General features: G+C 66.1%; 24 protein-coding genes. 4 read left to right on the top strand and 20 right to left on the bottom strand.

The genetic code is table 11. From position 1 onward, the window contains the following. Positions 1-28 precede the first annotated feature (28 nt). The 16 genes from AB4Y35_RS02640 to leuC all read right to left on the bottom strand — a co-directional run bounded on the left by AB4Y35_RS02640 (position 29) and on the right by leuC (position 18,789). On the bottom strand, positions 29-1,225 hold the full coding sequence (locus tag AB4Y35_RS02640) for an O-succinylhomoserine sulfhydrylase (protein ID WP_368703220.1): 1,197 nt from the start codon (positions 1,223-1,225) through the stop codon (positions 29-31). A gap of 140 nt (positions 1,226-1,365) precedes the next feature. Continuing rightward, positions 1,366-2,910 carry an amidophosphoribosyltransferase gene (purF, locus tag AB4Y35_RS02635; protein ID WP_368703219.1) on the bottom strand — a complete coding sequence of 515 codons (1,545 nt, stop codon included), beginning with the start codon at positions 2,908-2,910 and terminating at the stop codon, positions 1,366-1,368. Between the two features lie 125 nt (positions 2,911-3,035). Further along, positions 3,036-3,530, bottom strand: coding sequence for a CvpA family protein (locus AB4Y35_RS02630; RefSeq protein ID WP_069261374.1), 495 nt, complete (start codon positions 3,528-3,530; stop codon positions 3,036-3,038). Between the two features lie 7 nt (positions 3,531-3,537). Then, the gene (locus tag AB4Y35_RS02625) at positions 3,538-4,461 is read right to left on the bottom strand and encodes an SPOR domain-containing protein (RefSeq protein WP_368703218.1); all 924 of its coding nucleotides are present in this window, start codon (positions 4,459-4,461) and stop codon (positions 3,538-3,540) included. Between the two features lie 62 nt (positions 4,462-4,523). After that, positions 4,524-5,834: a bifunctional tetrahydrofolate synthase/dihydrofolate synthase gene (gene folC, locus AB4Y35_RS02620; RefSeq protein ID WP_368703217.1), complete on the bottom strand. Its 1,311-nt coding sequence runs from the start codon at positions 5,832-5,834 to the stop codon at positions 4,524-4,526. Positions 5,835-6,024: 190 nt separating this feature from the next. Beyond that, the gene (gene accD, locus AB4Y35_RS02615) at positions 6,025-6,897 is read right to left on the bottom strand and encodes an acetyl-CoA carboxylase, carboxyltransferase subunit beta (protein ID WP_342918547.1); all 873 of its coding nucleotides are present in this window, start codon (positions 6,895-6,897) and stop codon (positions 6,025-6,027) included. A gap of 155 nt (positions 6,898-7,052) precedes the next feature. Then, the gene (gene trpA / locus AB4Y35_RS02610) at positions 7,053-7,862 is read right to left on the bottom strand and encodes a tryptophan synthase subunit alpha (RefSeq protein ID WP_368703216.1); all 810 of its coding nucleotides are present in this window, start codon (positions 7,860-7,862) and stop codon (positions 7,053-7,055) included. 53 nt (positions 7,863-7,915) lie between these two features. Beyond that, entirely contained in the window at positions 7,916-8,818 is a 903-nt protein-coding gene (locus AB4Y35_RS02605; protein WP_368703215.1) for a site-specific DNA-methyltransferase, read from the bottom strand. A 21-nt stretch (positions 8,819-8,839) separates the two neighbouring features. Continuing rightward, positions 8,840-10,033, bottom strand: a complete 1,194-nt coding sequence (gene trpB / locus AB4Y35_RS02600; RefSeq protein ID WP_368703214.1) for a tryptophan synthase subunit beta — start codon at positions 10,031-10,033, stop codon at positions 8,840-8,842. A 77-nt stretch (positions 10,034-10,110) separates the two neighbouring features. Then, positions 10,111-10,791, bottom strand: coding sequence for a phosphoribosylanthranilate isomerase (locus tag AB4Y35_RS02595; protein ID WP_368703213.1), 681 nt, complete (start codon positions 10,789-10,791; stop codon positions 10,111-10,113). Between the two features lie 75 nt (positions 10,792-10,866). Beyond that, positions 10,867-11,682, bottom strand: a complete 816-nt coding sequence (gene truA, locus AB4Y35_RS02590) for a tRNA pseudouridine(38-40) synthase TruA (RefSeq protein ID WP_368703212.1) — start codon at positions 11,680-11,682, stop codon at positions 10,867-10,869. 16 nt (positions 11,683-11,698) lie between these two features. Further along, positions 11,699-13,996: a FimV/HubP family polar landmark protein gene (locus AB4Y35_RS02585; RefSeq protein ID WP_368703211.1), complete on the bottom strand. Its 2,298-nt coding sequence runs from the start codon at positions 13,994-13,996 to the stop codon at positions 11,699-11,701. 166 nt (positions 13,997-14,162) lie between these two features. Further along, positions 14,163-15,284 carry an aspartate-semialdehyde dehydrogenase gene (gene asd, locus AB4Y35_RS02580; protein WP_368703210.1) on the bottom strand — a complete coding sequence of 374 codons (1,122 nt, stop codon included), beginning with the start codon at positions 15,282-15,284 and terminating at the stop codon, positions 14,163-14,165. A 324-nt stretch (positions 15,285-15,608) separates the two neighbouring features. Then, on the bottom strand, positions 15,609-16,676 hold the full coding sequence (gene leuB, locus AB4Y35_RS02575; protein ID WP_368703209.1) for a 3-isopropylmalate dehydrogenase: 1,068 nt from the start codon (positions 16,674-16,676) through the stop codon (positions 15,609-15,611). 34 nt (positions 16,677-16,710) lie between these two features. After that, a complete protein-coding gene (leuD, locus tag AB4Y35_RS02570) occupies positions 16,711-17,361 on the bottom strand; it encodes a 3-isopropylmalate dehydratase small subunit (RefSeq protein WP_158760568.1) in 651 nt (216 codons plus the stop codon). A gap of 18 nt (positions 17,362-17,379) precedes the next feature. Further along, on the bottom strand, positions 17,380-18,789 hold the full coding sequence (gene leuC / locus AB4Y35_RS02565) for a 3-isopropylmalate dehydratase large subunit (RefSeq protein ID WP_368703208.1): 1,410 nt from the start codon (positions 18,787-18,789) through the stop codon (positions 17,380-17,382). Positions 18,790-19,431: 642 nt separating this feature from the next. Here leuC and AB4Y35_RS02560 point away from each other — a divergent pair. From AB4Y35_RS02560 to AB4Y35_RS02545, 4 genes are all read left to right on the top strand, one after another. Then, on the top strand, positions 19,432-20,346 hold the full coding sequence (locus tag AB4Y35_RS02560) for a MipA/OmpV family protein (protein WP_368703207.1): 915 nt from the start codon (positions 19,432-19,434) through the stop codon (positions 20,344-20,346). A 192-nt stretch (positions 20,347-20,538) separates the two neighbouring features. Further along, positions 20,539-21,525: a TerC family protein gene (locus AB4Y35_RS02555; protein ID WP_368703206.1), complete on the top strand. Its 987-nt coding sequence runs from the start codon at positions 20,539-20,541 to the stop codon at positions 21,523-21,525. Between the two features lie 148 nt (positions 21,526-21,673). Next, positions 21,674-21,955, top strand: coding sequence for a zf-TFIIB domain-containing protein (locus AB4Y35_RS02550; RefSeq protein WP_324158658.1), 282 nt, complete (start codon positions 21,674-21,676; stop codon positions 21,953-21,955). Between the two features lie 55 nt (positions 21,956-22,010). Further along, on the top strand, positions 22,011-22,418 hold the full coding sequence (locus tag AB4Y35_RS02545) for a TerB family tellurite resistance protein (RefSeq protein WP_368703205.1): 408 nt from the start codon (positions 22,011-22,013) through the stop codon (positions 22,416-22,418). A gap of 120 nt (positions 22,419-22,538) precedes the next feature. Here AB4Y35_RS02545 and AB4Y35_RS02540 read toward each other — a convergent pair whose 3' ends face one another. From AB4Y35_RS02540 to AB4Y35_RS02525, 4 genes are all read right to left on the bottom strand, one after another. Beyond that, the gene (locus AB4Y35_RS02540) at positions 22,539-23,195 is read right to left on the bottom strand and encodes a response regulator transcription factor (protein ID WP_368689276.1); all 657 of its coding nucleotides are present in this window, start codon (positions 23,193-23,195) and stop codon (positions 22,539-22,541) included. Positions 23,196-23,266: 71 nt separating this feature from the next. Continuing rightward, complete coding sequence (locus AB4Y35_RS02535; RefSeq protein WP_368703204.1) at positions 23,267-24,607, bottom strand: sensor histidine kinase; 1,341 nt, start codon at positions 24,605-24,607, stop codon at positions 23,267-23,269. 74 nt (positions 24,608-24,681) lie between these two features. After that, complete coding sequence (locus tag AB4Y35_RS02530; RefSeq protein ID WP_368703203.1) at positions 24,682-25,182, bottom strand: hypothetical protein; 501 nt, start codon at positions 25,180-25,182, stop codon at positions 24,682-24,684. 233 nt (positions 25,183-25,415) lie between these two features. Next, complete coding sequence (locus AB4Y35_RS02525; RefSeq protein ID WP_368703202.1) at positions 25,416-26,258, bottom strand: alpha/beta fold hydrolase; 843 nt, start codon at positions 26,256-26,258, stop codon at positions 25,416-25,418. Positions 26,259-26,321: the final 63 nt, after the last annotated feature.

The following is a 26,321-nucleotide window of genomic DNA, read 5'->3' as shown; positions in this document are numbered from 1 at the left end:
CGATGATACAACCGCTGCTTAAAACCGCTTACCGCGCCGCATCGAGTCCGCGCGCGAGATCGTTGCGCACGTCCTGCGCGTTTTCGAGGCCGACGGCGAGGCGGATCAGCCCTTCGGTGATGCCGGCCGCCGCACGCGCTTCAGGCGTGATACGGCCGTGCGTCGTCGTGGCCGGGTGCGTGATGGTCGTGCGCGTATCGCCGAGATTGCCGGTGATCGAACAGATCTTCGTGCCGTCGATCACGCGCCAGGCATTCGCGCGCTGCTGCTCCGGCGTGTCGCCCTTCACTTCGAACGAGACGATCGCGCCGCCCAGCTTCTGCTGCCGCATGGCGAGCGCATGCTGCGGATGCGACTCGAGGCCCGGATAGAAAACGCGCTCGATGGCCGGATGCGTCTCCAGCCAGCGCGCGATTTCGAGTGCATTGCCGGACTGCTTCTCCACACGCAGCGAGAGCGTTTCCATGCCCTTGAGCAGCACCCACGCGTTGAACGCGGAAAGCGTCGGGCCCGCGGTGCGCACGAACGGAAACACCTTCTCCATGATGAACGCCTTCGAGCCCACGAGCGCACCGCCCAGCACGCGGCCCTGGCCATCGAGGAACTTGGTGGCCGAATGCATCACCACGTCCGCGCCGAACTTGAGCGGCTGCTGAAGCGCCGGGCTGCAAAAGCAGTTGTCGACCACGAATAGCGCACCCGCCGCCCGGGCGATCTTGCCCACGGCTTCGATGTCGGCAACTTCGGTTAAGGGGTTCGACGGCGTCTCGAGGAAAAACATCTTCGTTTCGGGGCGCACGGCGTTCCGCCACGCCTCGAGATCGGTCGGATCGACGAAGGTGGTCGCGATGCCGAACTTGCTGAAGATCTGCGAGAACATGGCGAGCGTCGAGCCGAAAATGCTCTGCGAGCTGACGATGTGGTCGCCCGCCTGCAGCGCGGCCATCACCACCGACATGATCGCGGCCATGCCCGAAGCCGTCGCCATGCACGCCTCGCCGCCTTCGAGCGTGGCGAGACGCTCCTGGAACATGGTGACGGTCGGGTTCGAGAAACGCGCGTACGTATAGGCGGTTTCGGCGTTCTTGAAGCGCTCGGCGGCTTCGGCGGCGCTGCCGAAACAGAAGCTCGACGTGAGGTAGAGCGCTTCCGAATGTTCGTTGAACTCGCTGCGCAGCGTGCCCGAGCGAACGGCCAGCGTGTCGAAGTTGAAGGTGTCGTCCATGTTCGTGTTCTCCGTGTGCTGAACAATCAGGCTTCAATCCTGCACGTGCAGGCGCAAAAAAGCCCGCTTTTGCGTGGGCAGAAAGCGGGCTTTCGGATTCGGCGGAAACGCGAGCCTCACGCTCGCGTTTGCCGAAGGGATCACTCCACCGAGAGCTGCAGGTGCAACTGCGAGCGGGAGCCGCCGTCCATCGCGTCGCTGGCGGCGTCGCGGTCCGACTGCGCCTGGGGCGCGAGGCGCGCCGTCTCGATGTTGTCGAGGTACGTGCTCGTGATGTCGCCGGTGATGTAGTCGCCGTCGAAGCACGAAGCCTCGAACTCCTTCAACTCCGGATTGATGTCGCGCACTGCCTGCTTGAGCGATTCCACGTCCTGATACACGAGGTAATCGGCGCCGATGATGCGCGCCACTTCGTCATCGGTGCGGCCGTGCGCGACGAGCTCGCCGCGCGTGGGCATGTCGATGCCGTAGACGTTCGGGTACTTCACGGGCGGGGCCGCGGAAGCGAAGATCACCTTGGTCGCGCCGGCGTCACGCGCCATCTGCACGATTTCCTGCGAGGTGGTGCCGCGCACGATCGAGTCGTCGATGATCAGCACGTTCTTGCCCTTGAACTCGATGCCCATCGCGTTGAGCTTCTGGCGCACCGACTTCTTGCGCATGGCCTGGCCCGGCATGATGAAGGTGCGGCCCACGTAGCGGTTCTTGAAGAAGCCTTCGCGATACTCCACGCCGAGCTTGTTCGCGACCTGCATGGCCGCGGGGCGCGACGAATCGGGAATCGGCATGACCACGTCGATCTTCACGTCGGGCAGCTCGCGCTTGATCTTCTCGGCGAGATAGTCGCCCATGCGCAGACGCGCGTTGTACACGGGCACGCCGTCGAGCACCGAGTCCGGACGCGCGAGATACACGAGTTCGAAGATGCAGGGGTTCAGCGTCGGCGCCGTGGCGCATTGCTGCGAGTGGAAGTTGCCGTCGAAGTCGATGAACACCGCTTCGCCTGGGCGAACGTCGCGCACGAACTCGAAGCCGATGCCTTCGAGCGCCACCGATTCCGATGCGAGCATCCACTCGGTGCCTTCCGGCGTTTCCATCTTGCCGATGCACAGCGGGCGAATGCCGAACGGGTCGCGGAACGCGAGCAGGCCGTAGCCGGAGATCAGCGAGACGATCGCGTACGAGCCGCGCAGGCGGCGGTGCACGCCCGCAACCGCCTTGAAGAGCGCGGCCGGGTCGAGCTCGAGGCCCGAGGTCGCGAGCTGCACTTCGTGCGCGAGCACGTTGAGCAGCACTTCGGTGTCGGAATGCGTGTTGATGTGGCGGCGATCCACGCGGAACATCTCTTCCTTGAGCTGTTGCCAGTTCGTGAGATTGCCGTTGTGGGCGAGGACGATGCCGAACGGCGCGTTCACGTAGAACGGCTGGGCTTCTTCTTCGCTCGACGCCGAGCCGGCCGTCGGGTAGCGCACCTGGCCGATGCCGCTGGTGCCGGGGAGGCTGCGCATGTTGCGCGTGCGGAACACGTCGCGCACCATGCCGTTGGCCTTGTGCATGTGGAACGTGCTGCCGTTCGCGGTGGCAATGCCGGCCGCGTCCTGACCGCGGTGCTGCAGCAGCAGCAGCGCGTCATAGAGGAGCTGGTTGACGGGAGAGCGGGAAACTACGCCTACGATGCCGCACATGGCAGGTCCTTCAAAAAAGCGAAATCGGTCGCGGGTCGCCCAGCTTCATCCACACCGGTCGAGCGCCGCAAATGGGCAGTGTTGCCGGAAAGCTGCGCCTCGCATCGCGTCCGATCAGTTTCTGATCAGACGTGAACGTAGGCCGCGAGCGCCTCGGGCAACAGCGGTTTCAGTTCGAGCACGCCCTGCACGGCATAGGGCCGCAGCAGCGCGTGGCGCCAGAAGTCCTGCTGGGGCAGCTCAGTCAGCCCGCCGAGGACGACGAGGATCAGCACCAGCACGACGCCTCGCACGAGGCCGAACATCATCCCGAGCGAACGGTCCACGCCGGACAATCCGCTCACCTGCACCAGACGGCCGATCAGTGCGTTGCCCACGCCGGCCACGAGCACCACGGCAATGACGATCAGCGCGAAGGCGATCAGCCACTGGGTGAGCGCCCCGCCCGGCCAGTTCGCCGGAATCCAGGGCACCACGTGGTCCACGTAGCGGCAGGCCACGAGCAACGCCGCGATCCAGCCGATCAATCCAAAAATCTCGCCGATCAAGCCCCGCCATGCGCCGCGCAGCGCCGACAGGCCCATCACCGCCATTACAGCGTAGTCGAATGCGGTGAACATCGACGGCTTATTCCGCGTTGGCGTTCGAGCCCGCCATCAGGCCGGCGCCGCGCACCTTGGCGATCGCCGCCGTGGCCGAGGCGCGGTCCGGGAACGGGCCCGCGCGCAGCAGTGTGCGCGTCGTGCCGTCTGCTTCCTTACGCTGTTCGGTATATGCGGGTACACCCGCCGCTTTCAACTTCGTTACCCAATTGTTCGCCGTCGTGCCGTTCGAGAACGCGCCGAGCTGCACCGCGAAACGCGCGCCCGGAGGCGCTGCCGGCTTGCCGGATTCGGTTTTCGCGCCGTTGCTGTCGCTGCTGTCAGCCGTGTCGTTTGCGGCCGTCGTCGGCTTGCTGTTCGCGGCAACGGCCGTGCTGGCCGGCGCGGCCGGTTTGGCAGCGGGCTTTGGCGTCTGGGCGGTTTGCGTCGATTGGGCGGGAGCGGCTGCCGCCTGGGCGGGCTTTTTGGTGGCCGTTGCCGGCGCGTTGTCCGTGCTTTGGGCGCTCTGCGCGGCCGCGGCGCCCGAAGCGGCCGCGAGACCCGACGCGCCAGGCGTCGCTTCGGCGGCCGCGGGATTGTCGGGGGCGACGCCGGCTTGCGTGTCTTCGGCGTCGCGCTGGCGCGCGGCGGCCTTGTCGGCCGGGCGGCTCGGAATGTCGATGGCGATATCGTCGGTGACGGGCTTCGGGTGCGAATCGAGCACCATCGGCAGGATCACGATGGCCGCGAGCACCAGCGCGATCGCGCCGACGAGACGGCGGCGCGCGCGTTGCTTTTCAGGGAGTGTGGGGTCGAGCAGCATCGCCTCGGCGTCGCCCGACCGGTCCGGCCGGCGGCTGCGCCGCTCCACGCGCGCGCTCTGATTGCTGCGCCGGCTGGAGCCGGACTCGGTGCCGCGCCGGCGGGGCGCGTCAGCTTCATCTTTCTTGCCGAACGAGAAAATTCCCATGTATGGCTTGCTGTTGGCCTACCTGGCCTGTCTTACGTGGGCGGCGTGCGGGTGCCGGGCGGTCAGTGTTGCTGCGACTTTCGCCAGGCCATGACCCCGGCAACCGTCAGGAAACTTCCGAAAACAAGAATTCTATCATTTTCGGTTGCACGTTTTAGCGCATCTTGGAAGGCGGCAGCGGGATTTTCGTAGCGCGTGACGCTGCTATCGGCGCCGTCCGTTACGCCCGCTTCGCGCAGCGCTTCTTCGAGCTGCCCGGCCGTGGCCGCGCGCGGCAGCGGCAGATCGGTCACGCACCAGTGGTCGATCTCGCCCTTCAGGTGCTCGATCACGCCCGCGATGTCCTTGTCGCGCATCGCGCCGAACACCGCGTAGGTGTACGGGAAATAGCCCATGCTGCCGAGGTTTTGCGCGAGCACGGCCGCCGCGTGCGGGTTGTGGCCGACGTCGAGGATGATCGAAGGCTTGCCCGGCAGCACCTGGAAGCGCCCCGGCAGTTCGACGTTGGCGAGGCCGAGGCGGATGTCCTGCGCGGATACCGGCAGGCGGTCGCGCAGCGACTCGAGGCCCGCGAGCGCCGCCGAGGTGTTGATCAGCTGGTTCGCGCCGCGCAGCGCCGGATAGGCGAGCGCCGAGCGCCGCATCGTCGGGCCCACATAGCTCCACTGCTGGCGTTCGTTGCCGGGCTGCCCTTCGTAGCGGAAATCGCGGCCGAAGAGCCACAGTTCGGCGCCGATCGCCTCAGCATGGTCGATGAGCGACTGCGGCGCCATCGGGTCGGCGCAGATCGCGGGCTTGCCCGCACGGAAGATGCCGGCCTTCTCGAACGCGATCTTCTCGCGCGTGTCGCCGAGGTATTCCGTGTGATCGAGGTCGATGCTCGTGATGATCGCGCAATCGGTGTCGAGCACGTTGACGGCGTCCAGACGCCCGCCCAGACCCACCTCGAAGATCACGGCGTCGAGCCCGCGCGAGGCGAACAGATGCATGATCGCGAGCGTCGTGAACTCGAAGTACGTGAGCGTCACGGGCGTGGCGAGCGAATTGCGCGCGGCTTCCACGGCCTCGAAGTGCGGCAGCAGCTCGGCGTCGCTGGCCTGCTGGCCATCCACGCGCGCGCGCTCGTTGAACTCGAGCAGATGCGGCGAGGTGTGGCAGCCCACGTGATAGCCCGCCTTGAGCAGGATCGTTTCGAGAATCGCGCAGGTCGAGCCCTTCCCGTTCGTGCCGCCCACCGTGATGATCGGGCAGTCAAACTTGAGGTCCAGCGCGTCCTTCACCTGACGGATGCGGTCCAGCCCCATGTCGATGCCGACCGGATGCGCAGTTTCGAGGTGCGTGAGCCACGCATCGAGGGTGGGAAAGGTACTCATCAGGATAGAAATTGCCAGGTGCTGCGCGTGAGACGCCGCCAACGGCGGCGGGTTCACACGAATGATCCGCTTCGAAAGAACGGCATTATCGCGGAAATGACAACGCGCCGCTTGCTTTCGCTCGCGGCGCGTCGGGTAAAGCGTTGCGGCTTGCAGCGCACGCAGCGCCGCGGATCGCTCAAAACAAGGATCAAGCCACCGCGTCGGCGGGCTGACGCTGCAGCAGCGCCAGCATTTGCGCGATTTCGTCGCGCAACTTGCGGCGGTCCACGATCATGTCGATCGCGCCCTTTTGCAGCAGGAACTCGGCGCGCTGGAAGCCTTCCGGCAGCTTTTCGCGCACGGTCTGCTCGATCACGCGCGGGCCGGCAAAGCCGATCAGCGCCTTCGGCTCGGCGATCACCACGTCGCCAAGGAACGCGAAGCTCGCCGAAACGCCACCCATCGTCGGGTCGGTCAGCACGGAGATGAACGGCAGTTTGGCCTCGGCCAGCTTGGTCAGCATGGCCGTGGTCTTGGCCATCTGCATGAGCGACAGCAGGCTTTCCTGCATGCGCGCGCCGCCCGAAGCCGTGAAGCAGATGAACGGCACTTGCTGCTCGAGCGCGTTCTGCGCGCCGCGCGCGAAGCGCTCGCCCACCACCGAGCCCATCGAGCCGCCCATGAACGAGAACTCGAAGCAGGCCACCACCACGGGCAGCGTGCGGATCGCACCGCCCATCACCACCATCGCGTCGGTTTCGCCGGTTTCGTCCATCGCCTCTTTCAGGCGGTCCGGGTACTTGCGGCTGTCCTTGAACTTGAGCGCGTCGACCGGCACGATCTCCTGGCCGATCTCGTAGCGGCCTTCCGGATCGAGCAGGCCGTCAAGACGCTCGCGCGCATTGATGCGCATGTGGTGATCGCACTTCGGGCAGACGTGGAGATTCGCCTCGACGTCGTTGCGGTACAGAACCGCTTCGCACGACGGGCACTTGATCCACAACCCTTCCGGAATGCTCTTGCGGCTTTTCGGATCGGTTTGCTTGATCTTGGGCGGCAGCAGTTTATCGAGCCAGCTCATTGATGTTCCTTCCTTGACCTTCGTGATGCGCGGGCGCGGCGGATCGCTTCATCGTCCGATCGGTAAAACCGACCGGGTTCCGACCCCGACCGCGCATGGCGAAAAGTGGATTTTACAGCAGTCTCGACTCTAGCCAACTACGCCAGCCTGCAGCGCTACGCGACGGAGACTTCGTCCAGCGCCGCGCGAATGCCCGTGATGAACTGCGTGAGCGTGTCGGCGGCCGTCTCCGGCGCGGCCTGTTCGAGCAGCTGAACGATGCGGCTGCCGATCACGACGGCGTCCGAAACCTGCGCGACGGCAGCGGCCGTTTGCGCGTCGCGAATGCCGAAGCCCACACCCACGGGCAGCGAGACATGCTTCTTGATCGCCGGGATTTTACCCGCGATGCTCGAAACGTCCAGATTCGCGGCGCCCGTCACGCCCTTGAGCGAGACGTAGTAAACATAGCCGCTCGCGGCGCGCCCCACTTCGGCGATGCGCTCATCGGTCGACGTCGGCGCGAGCAGGAAGATCGGATCGATGTCGGCGGCTTTCATCTTCGCCGCGAACTCGACCGACTCCTCGGGCGGATAGTCCACCACGAGCACGCCGTCCACGCCCGCTTCCTTCGCGGCCTGCGCGAACCCATCGGCGCCCATGCGCTCGATGGGGTTCGCGTAGCCCATCAGCACGACGGGCGTCTTGTCGTCGGTTTCGCGAAAGCGCTTCACGTCGGCGAGCACGCTCTTGAGCGTCACGCCCTTCTCGAGCGCGCGTTCGGACGACTGCTGGATCACGGGGCCGTCGGCCATCGGGTCGGAAAACGGCACGCCCAGCTCGATGACATCGGCGCCGCCGGCGGCCAGCGCGTGCATGAACTCGACGGTGCGCGCGGGATCGGGGTCGCCGGCCGTCATGAACGGGATCAGGCCTTTGCGGCCTTGGGCGGCGAGCGCCTCGAACGTGGTCTTGATACGGGACATTTCAGGGTCCTCAATTTTCAGGGGTTACTGCGCGTGGGTCCGGCGGCGGCGCATCAGGCGCCGGCCGCAACGGCGCTTGCGGCGGCCGCGCTGACGCGTTCGCGCGCGATCGCGCAGTAACTTTCGTTAATTTCATAGCCGACGAATTCGCGCTGCTGACGTGCGCAAGCCACTGCCGTGGTGCCGCTGCCCATGAACGGGTCCAGCACGCGGCCGCCCGGCGGGCAACTCGCGAGCACCATGCGCTCGACGATTTCCAGGGGCTTCTGGGTGGGATGATCCACGCGCTCCGCGTGCTGGCGATGCAGCCGCGAGACGGACCAGACGTCCTTGGGGTTGTAGCCGAGCTCCAGCCACCTGCTACCTTCGAATATTTTCCGCGAACGCGCCTTCTTCGTGGCGGCATCGTACGGGATGCGGACAGGATCGAGGTCGAAGTAGTAATTCTTCGAGACCGCGAAGAAACCGATGTTGTCGTGCACCGAGGTAAAGCGGCGCGTCGTGCCACCCATGCTGGGTACGCGACGATCCCAGACGATCTCGTTGATCATCGTGAGTTTCGACTTGAGATAGACGAAGATCTCAGGCGCGTACTGCCACGTGCAGAACACGTAGAGCGAGCCCGTGGGCTTGAGCTTCGGAATCGCCAGGTCGAGCCATTCATACGTCCAGGCGAGGAAGTCCTCGCCCGAGCGCATGTCGGAGTCGTTGCCGTAGTCCTTGCCGAGCCCGTAGGGCGGGTCGGCGACGATCAGGTCGATCGAGGCATCGGGCAGGTTGGCTGCATCGGTCAGAAAATCGCGGTTCAGGAGCCGGATGGTTTCCGGCACCGTGGCGAGTGCGGGTAACTCGGCGGCCGCGTTGGCGACCGCCTCCGCGGCCTCCAGAGCAGCCGCTTCGGCGTTCACCTCACCCACGGGCGCCGGCATCTGCGGCTCGTCGAACTCGTCACGCATCGCTTGTATCGCTCCGGGCGCTCAGAACTGGATGCCCGATCGCTCAGCGACCGTGTGCATGTCCTTGTCACCGCGGCCCGACAGGTTCACCAGCAGGATTTTCTCCTTCGGCAACGTCGGTGCGAGCTTCGCCGCGTACGCGAGCGCGTGGCTCGATTCGAGCGCGGGAATGATGCCTTCGATGCGGCAGCAGTCGTGGAAGCCCTTGAGCGCTTCCTCGTCGTCGATGGTGACGTACTGCGCACGGCCGCTGTCCTTGAGCCACGCGTGCTCGGGACCGACGCCCGGATAGTCGAGGCCCGCCGAAACCGAATGCGTCTCGATGATCTGTCCGTTCTCGTCCTGCAGCAGGTACGTGCGGTTGCCGTGCAGCACACCCACGGTGCCCGCCGCGAGCGAGGCGGCGTGACGGCCCGTGTCCATGCCGTCGCCGGCAGGCTCGACGCCGATCAACTGCACCGAAGTGTCGTCGATATACGGGTAAAAGATCCCCATCGCGTTCGATCCGCCGCCCACGCAGGCGATCACGGAGTCGGGCTGGCGGCCCGTCATTTCAGGCATCTGCACGCGGCATTCGTCGCCGATCACGCGCTGGAAGTCGCGCACCATCATCGGATACGGGTGCGGGCCCGCCACGGTGCCGATGATGTAGAAGGTGTTTTCGACGTTGGTGACCCAGTCGCGCATGGCTTCGTTGAGCGCGTCCTTGAGCGTGCGCGAGCCCGACTCGACCGGCACCACGGTCGCGCCTAGCAGCTTCATGCGGTAGACGTTGGCGGCCTGGCGGCGCACGTCCTCGGCGCCCATGTAGACCACGCACTCCATGCCGAAACGCGCCGCGATCGTTGCCGTCGCCACGCCGTGCTGGCCCGCACCGGTTTCGGCGATCACGCGCGGCTTGCCCATGCGCTTGGCGAGCAGCGCCTGGCCGATCACGTTGTTCACCTTGTGTGCGCCGGTGTGATTCAGGTCTTCACGCTTGAGATAGATCTGCGCGCCGCCCAGCAACTCGCTCCACCGCTGTGCGTGATAAATCGGCGACGGCCGGCCGACAAAATGCTTCAACTCGCGCTCATATTCGGCGCGGAAGTCGGGATCGCCTTTGTATTTCGCGTAGGCGTCGCGCAGTTCGTCGATCGCCTGCATGAGGGTTTCGGCAGCGAATACGCCGCCATAAGGGCCAAAATGGCCGCGTTCATCTGGCAAATTGTACATAAGTCACTCGCTCGACCGGGCTTGGAAGGACCCGCGTTGCGCGGGCCGTGCCGGCCAAAGGGGCATCCGCCCCGGATTCATCCCGCGTCCGCTTCGCGCACTGCGCGTACGAACGCCGCCATGCGGGCGTGATCCTTCACGCCCTTTGCGCCCGGCACTTCGATGCCACTGGAGACATCGACAGCGAACGGACGCACCTGGCGAATCGCATCACTGACGTTTTGCGCGTTCAAGCCACCACTCAAAACGGCCCGACGCGCGAGCCCTGCGGGAATAAGTGACCAATCGAAGACCTTTCCGCCGCCGCCGTAACCTTCGACATGGGTGTCGAACAACAGGCCGCTGGCTGATGAATAACGATTAGCCGATTCTATCAAATCGGCTTGCTGAGTATCGGCCGCCACTCGCAGCGCGCGCAACCAGGGCAAACCGGCAACGGAAGCCAGCGATTCGCACTGCTCGGGCGTTTCGTCGCCGTGGAACTGCAGCATGGTGAGCGAGACATTGCTCGCCACTTCGCTCATCCATTGCGGCGTGGCGTTCACGAAGAGACCGACGACCGAGACGAACGGCGGCAGGTCGTGCGTAAGCTCGACCGCCTGCGCCACGCTCACCGAACGCGGGCTGGGCGGATAGAACACGAAACCGACGGCGTCGGCGCCGAGGTCGATGGCGTGCGCAACCGCCTCGGGCGTCGAAAGTCCGCACAGCTTGATGCGGGTGCGGTGCGCGGGGGCGAGAGGCTCGGCTGACGTCATGGTTCCGGATGCGGTGTTGGTCTCGATGATTCAATCGCAACGTGATCGCTGGGGCGATTCGCGGTGCGGGCCGCTTCAGGCACGGCCTTCGGGCGCGTCGCTCCAGATCGTGCTCCACGGCACGCTGGCGGTATGCGGCGCGGGTACTGCGAACTCATCAGGATAGCCTACCTGGGCGAGATAGAGGCCGTCGGGCATGAAGGTCGGCGCCGCCACGGTACGGTCGCGGCCCGCGAGCACCTCGGCCATCCACGCGGCCGGATAGCGCCCTCGCCCCACGGCCACGAGGCAACCCATGAGGTTGCGCACCATATGGTGCAGGAACGCGTTGGCGCGAAAGCGGAAGTGGATGAAGTCGCCCTGCGGCCGGATGTCGATCTGGTACAGATGCTTCACGGGCGTCTTCGCCTGGCACTCCGACGAGCGAAACGACGAAAAATCGTGCTCGCCGATGAGGTGCGCCGCCGCCTCGCGCATGGCGTCGACGTCGAGCGGCGTGTGGATCCAGCCCGCGCGGGCCGCCAGCATCGGCGAGCGCACGGGGTTCACGTAGAGCACGTAGTAGTAGGTGCGCTCGAACGCGGCGAAGCGCGCGTGGAACGCCTCGGGCATCGGCTTGGCCCACTGCACGGCCACCGTGGAGGGCAGGAACGCGTTGGTGCCGCGCACCCACGAGAACGGCGTGCGGTCGAGATCGGTGTCGAAATGCACCACCTGGCCGAGTCCGTGCACGCCCGTGTCGGTGCGGCCCGCGACGATGGTGGACAGCGGCACGGTGGCGAATTCGCGCAGCGCACGCTCGAGCGCGTCCTGCACCGTCTTGCCGTGCGGCTGCGACTGCCAGCCGCAGAACGCGGCGCCGTCGTACTGGATTCCTAGCGCGATACGCATACGGCTTGCGGCAGCGTCACGAAAGCGGCGCGAGCGTCGACAGCAGCGCCTGCGCGTCGCTGCGCGTGGCGGGGTCGTTCGACTCGATCACTTCGTTGATCAGCGAGCGGGCGCCGGATACGTCGCCCAGCGCGATGTATTCGTGCGCGAGGTCGAGCTTGTTGCGCGCGATGCGCGCGAGCTGTTCGGGCGTGAAGACCGGCAGCGGCTCGGCCGAATCGGGCGGCAGGTTCAGGTCGAAGTCGAGCGTGAGCGCGCCAAAGCGCGGCGCGCCGAGGCCCGCGGGCGCACCAGCGCCCGCCGTACCGGCCTCGATGGCCTGGCCCGCCAGCGGCGGAGGCGGCTCGAAGAACGGCGACGCGAGACGCGCCGACGCCTCGGGCGTGGCGGCCGGCTCGGTCGAAAGCGGCGCCGCGGGCATGACCGGCTCCCCGATGCGCGGCGGCAGGGGCAGGTCGAGGCCGCCCAGCGCTGCTACTGCATCTTGCGGGAACGCAATCGGGACCTCGGCGTAGCTCATGTCTTCTGCGGTGACTGCGGGTACTGACGGAATTTCAGGTGCGGTGAGCGGCGCCGGCGGGCGCTCGAAGGCTTCCGTGATGGGCGGCGTTGCGACGGGCGGTTCGGCCTGCGGCGCCTGCTCGGCCTGCGGTGCGCCGTCGCCGAAGTCGAGCGCGATATCGGGCGTAGCGGGCTTTTCGGCGTGCGCCGGTTCTTCCAGCGTGCGCGCCAGCGCTTCGGCGTCTTCGGCTGCGCGCGGCGCGCCGAGACTGTCGGGCGGCAGCGCATCCGCACCCAGTTCCGCCGCGGCGGCAAGGCTGGCGGCGTCGGTCGCGTCGGCAAGCGTCTGCGGTTCGCCCGGCTCGACGCCGTGCGGCAGTTCGTGGGCTGCGTGCGCTTCCTGCGCAACCGAAGGCGCTTGCGGGGTGGCCGGGTGCAACTTGTCGGTCAGTGTGGGCGGCAGCGCCTCCTCGTGTTCGAGCGGCGCGGCAGTGACGGCCGGCGTGGGCACCGGCGTGATCGCGACTTCGTCCGCTGCGGGTTCTGCCGGCGCAACCGGCGGCACAAACTCCGACTCCTCGACGGGCGCGACTTCGTTCACACCCGGCTCATCCCCGGCGCGCGAAATCGGCTCGTGCAGTACCGGCGGCTCCTCGGCCACAGGCGCGGCGGCTACGGCAGCAGCAGCCGATCCGGACGGCGCGGGCTCGTGCGCTTCGGGCGAAGCCTCAGGCGCCTGCTCAGCCGGTTTCTTGCGCTTGCGCGTGAGCAGGCGCACGAACAACGCGAGCAGCACCACGACGATCGCCGCAACGGCACCCATGGCGATCGGCGAGACTTCCGGTTGACCGCCAGCCGGCCCGGCGTTCGCCGCGCCGTTCTGCACCGGCGCCCCGCCTTGCGCAGCAGGCGCACCCGCGGACGCTCCGCCGGCCGTCTGCGCCGGCTTGCCGATGCCGTGCTGCTGCAACGCCATCAGCACGCGGTTCTTCAAGGCGAGGAGCTGCTGCAGGCTCGAGACCGTCACGGGCGCCTTCCCGCCTTCTGCCGATGCGCTGCTGGCCGGGGCCTGCTGGACCGCACCGCTCCATACGTGCGAGTCGCTGGCCGCCGACGCCGGCGCCGCGGCGCTGGCGCCCACGGCAGCGGCGCCAGAAGCGCCTTGCGCGGCCGCTTCGGGACCGCTCGCTGCGACTGCCGAGGCAGCCCCCGCGGTCGTCGCGGCAGCACTGGCCGAACTCGCGCCACCCGTTGCGGCAGCAGCCGCCGACGATGCAGCCGCCACAGCCTCGGCAGCGCCACTCGAAGCAGCGGCCGGTGTGCTGGCAGGCACAGCCGCCGCCGTGGCGGGCGCGCTGGCGGCAGCCGCAGCCGACCCACCCGATGCCGCCGTCATGCCCTGCGCCGCACTCGAAACGTCCGGCGTCGCCGGCACGTTCAGGTTCGCACCCACGCGCATGCGGCTGGGATCCTGCTTGATGAACGCATTGGGGTTCGCATCGAAGAGCGCCTGGCTCATGCGTGCGAGCGCGGCCTTGTCGTGCGACTGCGTGAGGTCGACGGCCACGTCGTGCAACGACTGGCCGGGATGAACGGTGTATTGCCCCGCGATGCTCACCGCCGCCGCAGCGGACGATGCAGCACTGGGAGCACTGGCACCTGCAGCGCCTTGCGCCGCACTCGCGCCGCCCTGCGCAGCAGCGAGGCCGCAGAACAGGAAACTCGCCGCCGCCACGGTGGCGCGGATGGCGCGCCGCCCTTGGGCGCGCTTCGCGCGAGGCGCGGCGGAAACAGAATCAAATCGAACGATCATCAGTTGCCCTGGCATACCGCTCTTGCGGCTGTCGATCAAATAGGTGTGTGCTTCGGGGCGATTGCATCGATGCATGCAATAAAAAGCATGCAATAAAAAAAGCGCCGCGACTGGCGCGGCGCTTTTCACCCTGTCTACGCGTCATTAGCCGCGTAGTTTAATTCATTCACTTGTCGAGCAGAATGCGCAACATGCGGCGCAGCGGTTCAGCCGCACCCCACAGGAGCTGGTCGCCCACCGTGAAGGCCGACAGATACTCGCCGCCCATGGCCAGCTTGCGCAGACGGCCCACCGGCACCGACAGCGTGCCCGTGACCACGGCCGGCGACAGATCGCGCATCGACGCCTCGCGCTGGTTCGGCACCACCTTGACCCAGTCGTTGGCCGAGGCGAGGATGCCGTCGATCTCGTCGAGCGGCACGTCCTTCTTCAGCTTGATCGTGAGCGCCTGCGAGTGGCAGCGCATCGCGCCGATACGCACGCACAGGCCGTCGACCGGAATCGAGCCCGGCTGGCCCATGGCCGGCTTGCCGAGAATCTTGTTGGTTTCCGCGCCGCCCTTCCATTCTTCCTTCGACATGCCGTTGCCGAGATCCTTGTCGATCCACGGAATCAGCGAGCCCGCGAGCGGCACGCCGAAGTGTTCGGTCGGCATGGCGTCGCTGTTCATCGTGGCGAGCACCTTGCGGTCGATGTTGAGGATCGCCGACGACGGATTCGCCAGGTCGCTCGCGACCGATGCGTTGAGCGCGCCCATCTGCGAAAGCAGCTCGCGCATGTTCTGCGCGCCCGCGCCCGAAGCGGCCTGGTAGGTCATGGCCGTCATCCAGTCGACGAGGTTTTCGCGGAACAGGCCGCCCAGCGCCATCAGCATGAGGCTGACCGTGCAGTTGCCGCCGACGAAGTCCTTCTGGCCCTTGACCAGCGCGTCCTTGATGACGTCGAGGTTGACCGGGTCGAGGATGATGACGGCGTCGTCCTTCATGCGCAGCGCCGAGGCCGCGTCGATCCAGTAGCCGTTCCAGCCTGCCGCGCGCAGCTTCGGATACACCTCGTTGGTGTAGTCGCCGCCCTGGCAGGTGATGATGATGTCGCACTTCTTGAGCTCGTCGACGCTGTTCGCGTCCTTGAGCTTCGTCTCGTTTTTGGCGAACGACGGAGCTGCGCCGCCTGCGTTGCTGGTGCTGAAAAACACCGGTTCGATCAGGTCGAAATCACGTTCTTCCTGCATGCGCTGCATCAGCACGCTGCCGACCATGCCGCGCCAACCTACGAGACCTACGTTCATGACTAACCCTTGAGATGGACACTTCCCCGCTTCGCTCGCCCGGCGTGGCCGCGCGGGGAAGATGAGCGGGCACGACGAGCGATCAACGAATGGTGATCGTTTTGATAATCGTCGTTTTCGTGGTGATGGCGAGCGAAATCGCACGGGCTTTCATGCCGTGGATGTTCGTAACAGTCGTGATCTGGGAGATCTTCGCCATCGAAGCAATATACACGAAACAGTTAATTTGCGCGGAAAAAACCATACTTTCCGCTATTTGGACGCCCGTTCTGGCGCGCGATACAAAAAAGGGCACGCCTGAAACGGCATGCCCTTTTTGCGACCTTACAGCGCTGCGATCACCGCATCGCCCATTGCCACCGTGCCGATCTGCTTGCAGTCCGGCGTGACGATGTCGGCGGTGCGATAGCCTTGCTCCAGCACCTTCTTCACTGCGTTCTCGATGCGGTCCGCCTGTTCCGGGCGGCCCAGCGAGTAGCGCAGCATCATGGCGGCCGAAAGGATCGTGGCGAGCGGGTTGGCGATGCCCTTGCCCGCGATGTCCGGCGCCGAACCGTGCGACGGCTCGTACAGACCCTTGTTGTTCTTGTCGAGCGAGGCCGAGGGCAGCATGCCGATCGAGCCCGTGAGCATCGCGGCTTCGTCCGAGAGAATGTCGCCGAACATGTTCCCGGTCACCACCACGTCGAACGCCTTCGGCGCCTTCACGAGCTGCATGGCCGCGTTGTCGACATACATGTGCGACAGCTCGACATCCGGATATTCCTTCGAGACATCGATCATGATGTCCTTCCAGAACTGCGACGTTTCGAGCACGTTGGCCTTGTCGACAGACGTGAGCTTCTTCTGGCGCTTTTGCGCGGCCTGGAACGCCACGTGAGCGATGCGGCGCACTTCGGGCTCCGCATAGCGCATCGTGTCGAAGCCTTCGCGCGCGCCCTTGAAGTTCCCGTCCGGCGCTTCGCGCGTACCGCGTGGCTGGCCGAAGTAGATGTCGCCGTTCAGTTCGCGCACGATCAGGATGTCGAGGCCCGAAACGATTTCCGGCTTCAGCGACGACGCCCCCGTGAGCTGCGGATAGCAGATCGCCGGGCGGAAGTTCGCGAACAGTTCCAGATGCTTGCGCAGGCCGAGAATGGCCTGCTCGGGACGCAGCGCGCGCTCGAGCTTGTCGTACTTCCAGTCGCCCACGGCGCCGAACAGGATCGCGTCGGCCGACTTCGCCAGCGCCAGCGTCGCCTCGGGCAGCGGATGGCCGCTTGCCTCGTAGCCCGCGCCACCAACCGGTGCCTCTTCCATCTCGAACTTTTCGCCGAGTGCGTTGAGCACCTTGACGGCTTCCTTGACGATCTCGGGACCGATGCCGTCGCCCGGCAACACTGCAATCTTCATCCTTGTTTCCTCGCTGTATTTTGTTCTGCGTTGATCAGAGCACGCGGTTGTTCAGCCACGGCTGGCGCGCGAGGCGCTCGGCTTCGTACTGGCGGATCTTGTCGGCGTGACGCAGCGTGAGGCCGATATCGTCGAAGCCGTTCAGCAGGCAGTAGCGGCGGAACGCGGCCACTTCGAACGGATATTCCTTCGAGCCGTCCGTCGTGCGCACGACCTGCTTGTCCAGATCGACCGTGAGCTGGAAGCCGTTGAACGCGTACGTCTCGTTGAACAGGTGATCCACATCCGATTCGGAAAGCACGATCGGCAGCAGGCCGTTCTTGAAGCAGTTGTTATAGAAGATGTCGGCGAAGCTCGGCGCGATGATCGCGCGGAAGCCGTACTGGTCGAGCGCCCACGGCGCGTGCTCGCGCGAGCTGCCGCAGCCGAAGTTCTTGCGCGTGAGCAGCACAGAGGCGCCCTGATAACGCGGCTGGTTCAGCACGAAGTCCGGGTTCAGCGGGCGCTTCGAGTTGTCCTGGCCCGGCTCGCCGTGGTCGAGGTAACGCCATTCGTCGAAGGCATTCGGGCCGAAGCCGGTGCGCTTGATCGACTTGAGGAACTGCTTGGGAATGATCGCGTCGGTATCGACATTCTCGCGATCGAGCGGCGCCACGACGCCAGTGTGTACGATGAATTTTTCCATGATCCGTGTAGCCTCAGCTCAGCCCAGCTTGCGAATGTCGACGAAATGGCCTTCGATTGCCGCGGCGGCTGCCATGGCCGGGCTCACGAGGTGCGTACGACCGCCCGCGCCCTGGCGGCCTTCGAAGTTGCGGTTCGAGGTCGACGCGCAGCGCTCGCCCGGCTCCAGCCGGTCGGCGTTCATCGCGAGACACATCGAGCAGCCCGGCTCGCGCCATTCGAAACCGGCTTCGGTGAACACCTTGTCGAGGCCTTCGCGCTCGGCTTGCGCCTTCACCAGACCCGAGCCCGGCACGACCATCGCGAGGCGGATGTTCGGCGCCACGCGGCGGCCGAGCTTCTTCACGACGTAAGCGGCAGAGCGCAGGTCTTCGATGCGCGCGTTCGTGCACGAGCCGATGAAAATCTTGTCCGGCTTGATCGACTCGATCGGCGTATTCGGTTCGAGCGCCATGTACTGCAGCGCGCGTTCCATCGCGTCGCGCTTGACCGGGTCCTTCTCGCGCTCGGGGTCCGGCACGCGGCTGTCGACTGCCGTGACCATTTCCGGCGACGTGCCCCACGTGACCTGCGGCACGATGTCGGCCGCGCTCAGTTCGACCACGCGGTCGAAGTGCGCGCCTTCGTCGGTGCGGAAGTTCTTCCAGTATTCGACGGCCTGATCCCACTCCGCGCCTTGCGGCGAGTACGGACGGCCCTTGAGGTAGTCGATCGTGGTGTCGTCCACGGCGACCATGCCGGCGCGCGCGCCGCCTTCGATCGCCATGTTGCACACGGTCATGCGGCCTTCCATCGTGAGGCTGCGGATCATCGAGCCGCCGAACTCCATGGCGTAGCCCGTGCCGCCCGCCGTGCCGATCTTGCCGATGATGGCGAGCACGATGTCCTTCGCGGTGCAGCCGCGCGGCAGTTGGCCCTCGACCTTCACGAGCATGTTCTTGCTCTTCTTTTGCAGGAGCGTTTGCGTGGCCAGCACGTGCTCGACTTCCGACGTGCCGATGCCGTGCGCGAGCGCACCGAACGCGCCGTGCGTGGACGTGTGCGAGTCGCCGCAGACGATGGTCATGCCGGGCAGCGTCGCGCCCTGTTCCGGACCGACGATGTGCACGATGCCCTGGCGCTGGTCGGTCATCTTGAACTGCGTGATGCCGAAGGCGTCGCAGTTCGAATCGAGCGTGTCCACCTGCAGCTTGGAGACCGGGTCGGCGATGCCGTGGCTGCGGTCCGTGGTCGGCACGTTATGGTCGGAAACGGCCAGGTTCGCGCTGATGCGCCACACCGGGCGCTCATGCATCTTCAGGCCTTCGAAAGCCTGCGGACTGGTGACTTCGTGCAACAGATGACGGTCGATGTAGAGAATCGTCGTGCCATCGTCTTCCGTGTGGACCACATGCGTGTCCCACAATTTGTCGTAGAGCGTCTTTGCCATGATGTGCGGGGAAATGTTTGTCTGCGGGGCAATATGGTGTGAATCGATTATGCCACGCGAAACCCGCTCGCCACAGGGCCTTTCCTGAAAAAAGCGATAAAAAACAGGGGGTTATGGTGGTAGTCGCGATACCTGTATCAGCGTTACCCGGCGCGCGCGTCATCGTCGCGGATCTGCGCCACGCCGTAGCGGGCGCCGCTTTGCCGCGCGTTGCAAGGGTTCGGGGATGCAAAAAAGAGATGCGCCGGCCCGACCACGACCGGCGCAAGTTGGTGACCGTTGTGAGAACGGTGCAACATGGGCTTCGGGTTCCGCGACACAGGGGGGGCCGCATCGCCGAGGTCCATGGCTGTCTAACGGCAAATTGGCGCCAGGGTTTAATCGGGGCGAATGCGGCGCTCCAGAACGGTGCACGGGAGCCTTCGTAATTTAATTAGCGATCCCGATTATCCAGACTCGTTTCACGCGTTCAACGGCCCTCGCTTCCGGCGGGCGCCGCGAGCCGCCGGGGCGGACGCCGCCCGGTCATGGATAAGCCAGGCACGAGGTTTGCGAGACGAGCCCGGCCGCGCGGAGTTCCATCGTGAGTGCGTCGCACTCAACGAAAGACGCCGCGGCCGACCAGGCAAACCCGGAGGCTTCATGCCACTCGCAATCCGCACTGCGCAACAACGAAAAAGCAGAATAAAACCAGCAGCGCCGCGCCGCTCGCGGGTCACGCAGCGTGCGTCGCTCGCCGCCGCGGCATGCGCCCTCGCCGCGCTCGCCCCGCGCGCCGAGGCGCAGACCCCCTCGCCGCTCGGCGAATGGCAATATTCCGCAGGCATTCCGCTCGAAAAGATGTTTCAGCCGAACCGTCCCGACTTCGAGGCGCGGCTCGGCGTGGGCGCGACCTTCGAACCGCGCTACGACGGCTCGGACCGCTATCACACGCTGGTCGGGCCCAGCATCGACCTGCGCTACAAGGACATCCTGTTCGGCTCGACGGGCGAAGGCTTCGGCGCCAACGTTCTGCAGGGCCCGAACTGGCGCGTGAGCGTCGCCGGGGTCTACGACCTCGGGCGGCGCGGCCAGGACGACCCGACGCGGCTGCACGGCATGGGCAACATCAACCCGGCGCCGGAATTGAAGATCGCCGGCGAGTACGTGATTTCGAAGGACTTTCCGCTCGTGTTCCGCACCGCCTTCACGCGCAGTTTCGGCGGTTCGAATGGCTGGACCGCGGATCTCGGCGCCTATATGCCGCTGCCGGGCAGCAACCAGAACTTCTACTGGTTCGCCGGCCCCTCGGTCACGTTCGCCGACTCGAACTACATGCAGAGCTGGTTTGGCGTGACGCCGCAGCAGGCGGCCGCGTCGGGTTACCGTCAGTACGACGCGAGCGCGGGCCTCAAGTCGGCTGGCTTCGGCATCACGATGGTGTACTTCGTCAACAAACATTGGTTCGTGAGCGCGGACGGCGCCATCAAGCGCCTGCTCGGCAGCGCCTCGCACAGCCCGATCATCCAGTCGAAGACAGGCGGCGTTTGCGACGTCTCGATCAATTACCAGTTCTAGCGTGGCCGGCCGCCTGACCGGCGTCAGGCCGGCGCATGTCGCGCGAGAAGGCGCCTGCCCGGCCGCCGCTCATTTACCGCTCATTCTTCGCCACTATCCTTGACCGTCTGGGCGCCAGGCCCAGTCGGCCGCTTGTGCCCGCAAAAACCGCGCACGCGGGCCGCGTTTCCCTCTACGTTCAAAGGATCGACCATGCTCGCGCCGATCGCCACGGCCTCCTTCCTCGGTCAGCCCGCGTGGCTCTGGATCGCCTTCCTCGCGGTGGTGATCGTGCTGCTCGTACTCGACCTCGGCGTGCTGCACCGTGACGACCACGAAATCGGCATCCGCGAAAGTCTCTGGCTCTCGCTCGGCTATGTCGCCGTGGGCGTGCTGTTCGGCGGCTTCGTCTGGTGGCAGCTCGGCGCGCAGCCCGCTACCGAGTACATCACCGGTTACCTGATCGAAAAGTCGTTGTCGCTCGATAACGTGTTCGTGATCGCGTCGATCTTCGGTGCGCTTGCCGTGCCGCGCCAGCTTCAGCATCGCGTGCTGTTCTGGGGCATCGTCGGCGTGCTGGTGCTGCGCGCAGTGATGGTTGGGCTCGGGGCCGCGCTCGTCACGCACTTCGAGTGGATGCTGTACGTGTTCGGCGTGTTTCTCGCCGTGACCGGCGTGAAGATGCTGCTGGGCCCGAAGGACGAGCCCGGCATGAACGACAGCGCCCTCTTGCGCTGGCTGCGCCGCAAGTTGCCGGTCACGCCGCAGCTCGAGGGTCGCGCGTTCCTCGTGAGGCAAGCGCATCCGCGCACCGGCAAACCCGCGCTGCTCGCCACGCCGCTCCTGCTCGCGCTCCTGTTGATCGAGTTCGCCGACCTGATCTTCGCCGTCGATTCGATCCCGGCGATTTTCTCGATCACGACCGATCCGTTCATCGTCTATACGAGCAACATCTTCGCCGTGCTCGGCCTGCGCGCGCTCTACTTCGCGCTCGCAGCCATGGCGCATCGCTTCCATTACCTCAAGCATGCGCTCGCGCTCGTGCTGGTGTTCATCGGCGCGAAGATCTTTCTGGTGGGCATCATCGGCAAGATTCCCGCCCTGTTCAGCCTTGGCGTGACCGCCGCGCTGCTCGCGGGCGGCGTGGTGGTGTCGCTCGTCAAGACGCAGAAGCCGAAGGACACGCTCGGCACGTCCTGAGGCCGAACCGGACGCGAACAGAGCGCCCCGCGCGCTCCTCATTCTTCGCTCATTTTGCTCTGCCAGGATGGTTTCCATCGAGGCCGCGTTGCCCTCCACACAAGACGGCAACGGCCTCGATGACCTGTCACTCATCACGGAGCGCATCATGAAATGCCCCAACTGCCCTGACGTCACCCTCTCGCTCGCCGAGCGTCAGGGCGTCGAACTCGACTACTGCCCGCAGTGTCGCGGCGTCTGGCTCGATCGCGGCGAACTCGACAAGCTGATCGAACGCAGCGGCAACCGGCACTATCGCAACGAAGACGATACACAGGCATTCCGCCAGCACGGTTCGAAGCACGGCGACTATGCCCCGCGCCGCGCTCACGAAAGCTACCGCGGCAACGGCCACCGTCGCAAGTCGTGGCTGCAGGACATCTTCGACTGAGCCGCTGCTCCGCCTGCCGTTTTATCGACATCACGTTTCAAGAGGATTCCTGACCATGCGTACCTACATCTGCAACAGCCCGCAAGCCGCGGGCCGGATCGTCGCCGTCGCGCTGCTCGCAGACGGCCACCTGAGCAGCGAGGAGCTTGCAGCCGTCCATCGTGCGCGCCTTGCCGACCGGCTCGGCCTCGCGCCCGGCGAATTCGGCGACATCCTCAAGGGCCTGTGCGAAGACTTGCAGACCACTTCGCACCTGAACTGGAGCGATGCGTGCAAGCTCGACTCCGACGTGATGCAGCAGGTGATGCGCGAGCTCGACGATCCCGCGCTGCGTGCCGAAGTGCTGAATCTGTGCCATGTGGCCGTGTATTCGGACCGGCACGTGGCCGAGAGCGAAGTCGCTCTGCTCGCCTCGCTTAGCCGTGCGTGGCAGAAGGAACCCTGGCAGCGCCTGCTGGCGTAAGTTCGAGCGCGATGCGTGTCCTTCCCCCGCGCATCGCGCCACGCGGCGAGCCCCGCGCTCGCCGCGGTTTTTACAGCGCGCAGCTTTTTTGCGCGCTTTTTTCTTCGATTGCGCAGACGCTCACACGCACACGGCCCAGCCGAGCCCGCGCACATTGCGGATCACCGCGTGCCCGAACTTGCGGCGCACGCTGTAGATCACGGCGTCCACCGCGTTGCTTTCCACTTCCTCGCCCCAGCCATAGAGCCGCTCCTCGATTTGCTGACGCGACAGGATCGCGCCCGGCCGCTCGAGCAGCGCGAGCATGAGTGCATATTCGCGCGCGGAGAGATCGTCGGACTGGCCATCGAACATGAGGCGGCGCGCATTCATGTCGAGCGTGACGCGGCCGCTGCCCATGGTCGGCGAGGCAAAGCCCGACTTGCGCCGCACCACGGCGCGGATGCGCGCGAGCAGCTCCTTGCTCTCGAATGGCTTCACGAGATAGTCGTCGGCGCCGAGATCGAGGCCTTCCACGCGCGTGTCCACGTCGTCGCGCGCGGTGATGATGAGCACGGGCGTGGCGTCCTGCGACTCGCGCAGCGCACGCAGCACGTCGAGCCCGCTCATGTCGCCGAGCCCCAGGTCGAGCAGCACCGCCGTATACGAGCCGTCGCGAATGGCGTCGCGGCCGCTCTCGCCCGTGCGCACCCAGTCGACGCTGTACGACGCGTCCTTCAACGCGCGCAGCAGCGCCGGGCCGATCAGCAGATCGTCTTCGATCAGCAGAATGCGCATCGTGTCCTTCCTTTGTTTCGCATGCTTTCCCGGATTTTGCCTGACCCGCGTTCGCTGGATCGACGCGACGCTCACGCGCGCGGTAGTTCGATACGCGCGACGATGCCGCTTTGCCCGTCGCGCCGGTTCGCGAGCGTCACGCACCCGCGATAACTGCGCGCCACCGCCTGCGCGATGGCGAGGCCGAGGCCGCTGCCGTGCGAGTCGTGCTCACCCCGCGGGTCGCCCCGATGACCGCCCGCGCGGAAAAACCGGTCGAACACGCGCGGCAGATCGGCCTCCGCAATGCCGGGGCCGTTATCGGTGACGTCGATGACGACGCCCTGGTCCTCGCGGCGCACCGCCACGTCCACGTTCGCGCCTGGGTGGCCATAGCGGATCGCGTTGTCCACGAGATTGCGCACGAGCACGCGCATGTCGGTCTCGGTGGCGCGCACCGTCACGTCGTCGAGGCGCGTCACGCCGAGATCGACGTCGCGCGCGTCGGCAAGCGGCAGCAGGTCGGCCAGTACGTCCGTGACGACTTGCGCGAGCGGCACCTCCGTCAGCACGCGTTGCGTGCTGCCGATTTCGGCGCGCGCCAGACCGAGCAGCTGCGAAACGAGCGCCCCGGTGCGCACGATGCCGCGGCGCAGCTCCTCGAAGCGCTCGGGGTACTGTTCGGGAGGCGCATTGCGCAGGTTGTCGATCTGCAACTGCATGGCGGAGATTGGCGAGCGCAGTTCGTGCGCGGCATCGGCGATGAACATGCGCTCGGCATTCACGAGCACGGAAAGGCGCTCGATCATGCGGTTGATCGACTCGACGAAGGGCCGCAGCTCGACGGGCGCCTGCCCCACTTCGAGCGGCTTGAGGTCGTGCAGATCGACCTTCGCCGCACGCCGCCCGACGCGCTCCAGCGGCCGCAGCGAAACGCGCACCGTCACCGCGATCGTGAGCGCGAGCAGCGGCAGCAGCGCGAGCACGGGCAGCAGGCTCCAGGACGCCACGCGCAAGGCGTTGCGATTGCGCATGCTGCGCGATTCGGCCACCTGAATGTATTCGTCGCCGGCGGCGAGCGCGAACACGTCCCAGGACTCACCGTCGTAATCGACCGACGAGAAGCCGCTTTGCGCACGCGGCAACGCGATACGCGCGTTGCTCGTGCGGCTCGGGACTTCGCCGTCGTCGGCGGACCAGATCTGCACGACGAAATTGTCGGCGGCGTCGCTGTCGCCGCGCGGCTCGATCGCGCGATGCGGCACGCCGGTCTGCACGTGCGCGGCGGCGTCGCGCAGCGTCGTGTTGAACTCGGCGGCGAGACTGCGCACGACGAGGAAGGTGCCGAGCGCACCCAGCACGCCGACGAGGATCGCGAGCGTGCCGATCGCAATGCTCAGGCGGCGATGCAGGGAATGCGCGGCGAAAAACATGGAGCGTCTCGGGTGGGAAGGCGCGCTCCATCATAAAGGATTCGCCGTGCGCAAATCAGGCTGTGCGATGTGTTTCAGCGATGCGAGCCGCCGTGCATGCCACCCGTCCCGCTCCAGACGCCGCCATGACCCCCGTGGAAGCCGCCATGGAAGCCGCCATGAAATCCGCCATGCATGCCTGGCACCGGATGCATATGCGGGCCGCCTGGAAAGACGTGATCCATGTGATGAAAGTGATGGAAGTGATCGACGAACACGAACGAGCCGCCCACGAACACCGGCGGCCACCAGCCGTACCATGGGCCGGCGTACCAGGTCGTCGCGTCGTTCCATGCCATGGGGTAGACCTGGGTGCCGTCGTTACCCTGCACGATCTGCCAGGTGCCGTCGGGCTGCAGGCAGGCGAGGCCGCTGATCACCTGCGGCGTGCCGTCGATCTCGGCAGTGCCGGTGACGGTGCGGCAGTCGGGCGGTGGCGGGTAATACGACGCGTCCGCGGGCTGCTGCGACGCGACCGGTGTCGTGCACGCGCTCAGCAGACCGGCCAGCGCCGTGAAGGCGAGAAGTTTGCGCATGATGTCGCCCCTCTCGACGGACCGGCCTCGCGGCGCACGGGCTGTGCGCCTTGGCCGTGAAGACTCCATCGGTACGCCTGGCACGCGGCGCGTGAGCGGGCTCGCGCCGGCCGCGTGTCATCTGCAAAACGAGGGGCGCAGGGGCGCTATTCCTTTGCGCCCGGCACGAGCGGCCGGGCCCTGATTACGACTTGTATCCGCGACGTGTATTCGCCAGCTGGCCGTGTCGCATTTCACGCCTGCCACCGCGTGGCGAACGCGCGGATATCGTCGTTCACCCGCGCGGCGTGGTTGAAGTACATGCCATGCGTGCCGCCTTCATACACCTTCAGCGTCGCGTGTTCGAGCGCCGCCGCCGTGGGGCGGCCGGTGATCTCGAGCGGCGCCGAGGCATCGCAGTCGCCGTGCAGCACGAGCGCCGGCACGTCGATCGCGGCCAGTTCGCGGCGGAAGTCGGTGACCATCTGCACGCGCGACAGTTGCGCCGCGCCATAGAGCGACGTGTCCAGCATCATGTCGGCCGTCCACTGAATGACCGCCTGCGACGTACCGGGGCTGAAGTAAGCTTCGGCGCGCCGCGAGATCCAGTCGGGAAACGACGTGAGCATCTCGTCGATGGACGCTTCGAAGAGGCTCGCATCGAGCCCGCCGGGATTGTCAGCAGTCTTGAGCAAGCACGGCGTCGACGCCGGCGAAACCAGCACGATGCCCGCCACGCGGCGAGAGCCGTGGCGGCTCAAATAACGCACGATCTCGCCGCTCGCGAACGAATGGCCGACCAGCGTAACTCGCTCCAGACCTCGGGCGGCGAGTACGGCTTCGAGATCGTCGGCGAGCGTGTCGTAGTCATAGCCGCGGCCCGGGTCGCTGGAGCGGCCATGCCCGCGGCGGTCGTAGGCCACGCAGCGAAAGCCCGCGGCCGCGAGCGGCGCGCACTGGTAGTTCCACATGTCGGCGTTGAGCGTCCAGCCCGAAAGGAACACGAGCGGTGCGCCATCGCCCCAGTCGCGATAGTGCAGCGCGGTATCGTCGTCGATGCGGATGTAGCCGGGTTGGCGGGCGTTGAAAGTTGCCATGGTCGTCGCTCCTTGCGGGTAGGGTGTGCCGATGAGCGACATCGTCGTCGATGCCGTGTGGGC

Source organism: Paraburkholderia sp. EG286A (assembly GCF_040965375.1).
GTDB lineage: Bacteria > Pseudomonadota > Gammaproteobacteria > Burkholderiales > Burkholderiaceae > Paraburkholderia.
This window is presented reverse-complemented; position numbering and strand designations above follow the sequence as displayed.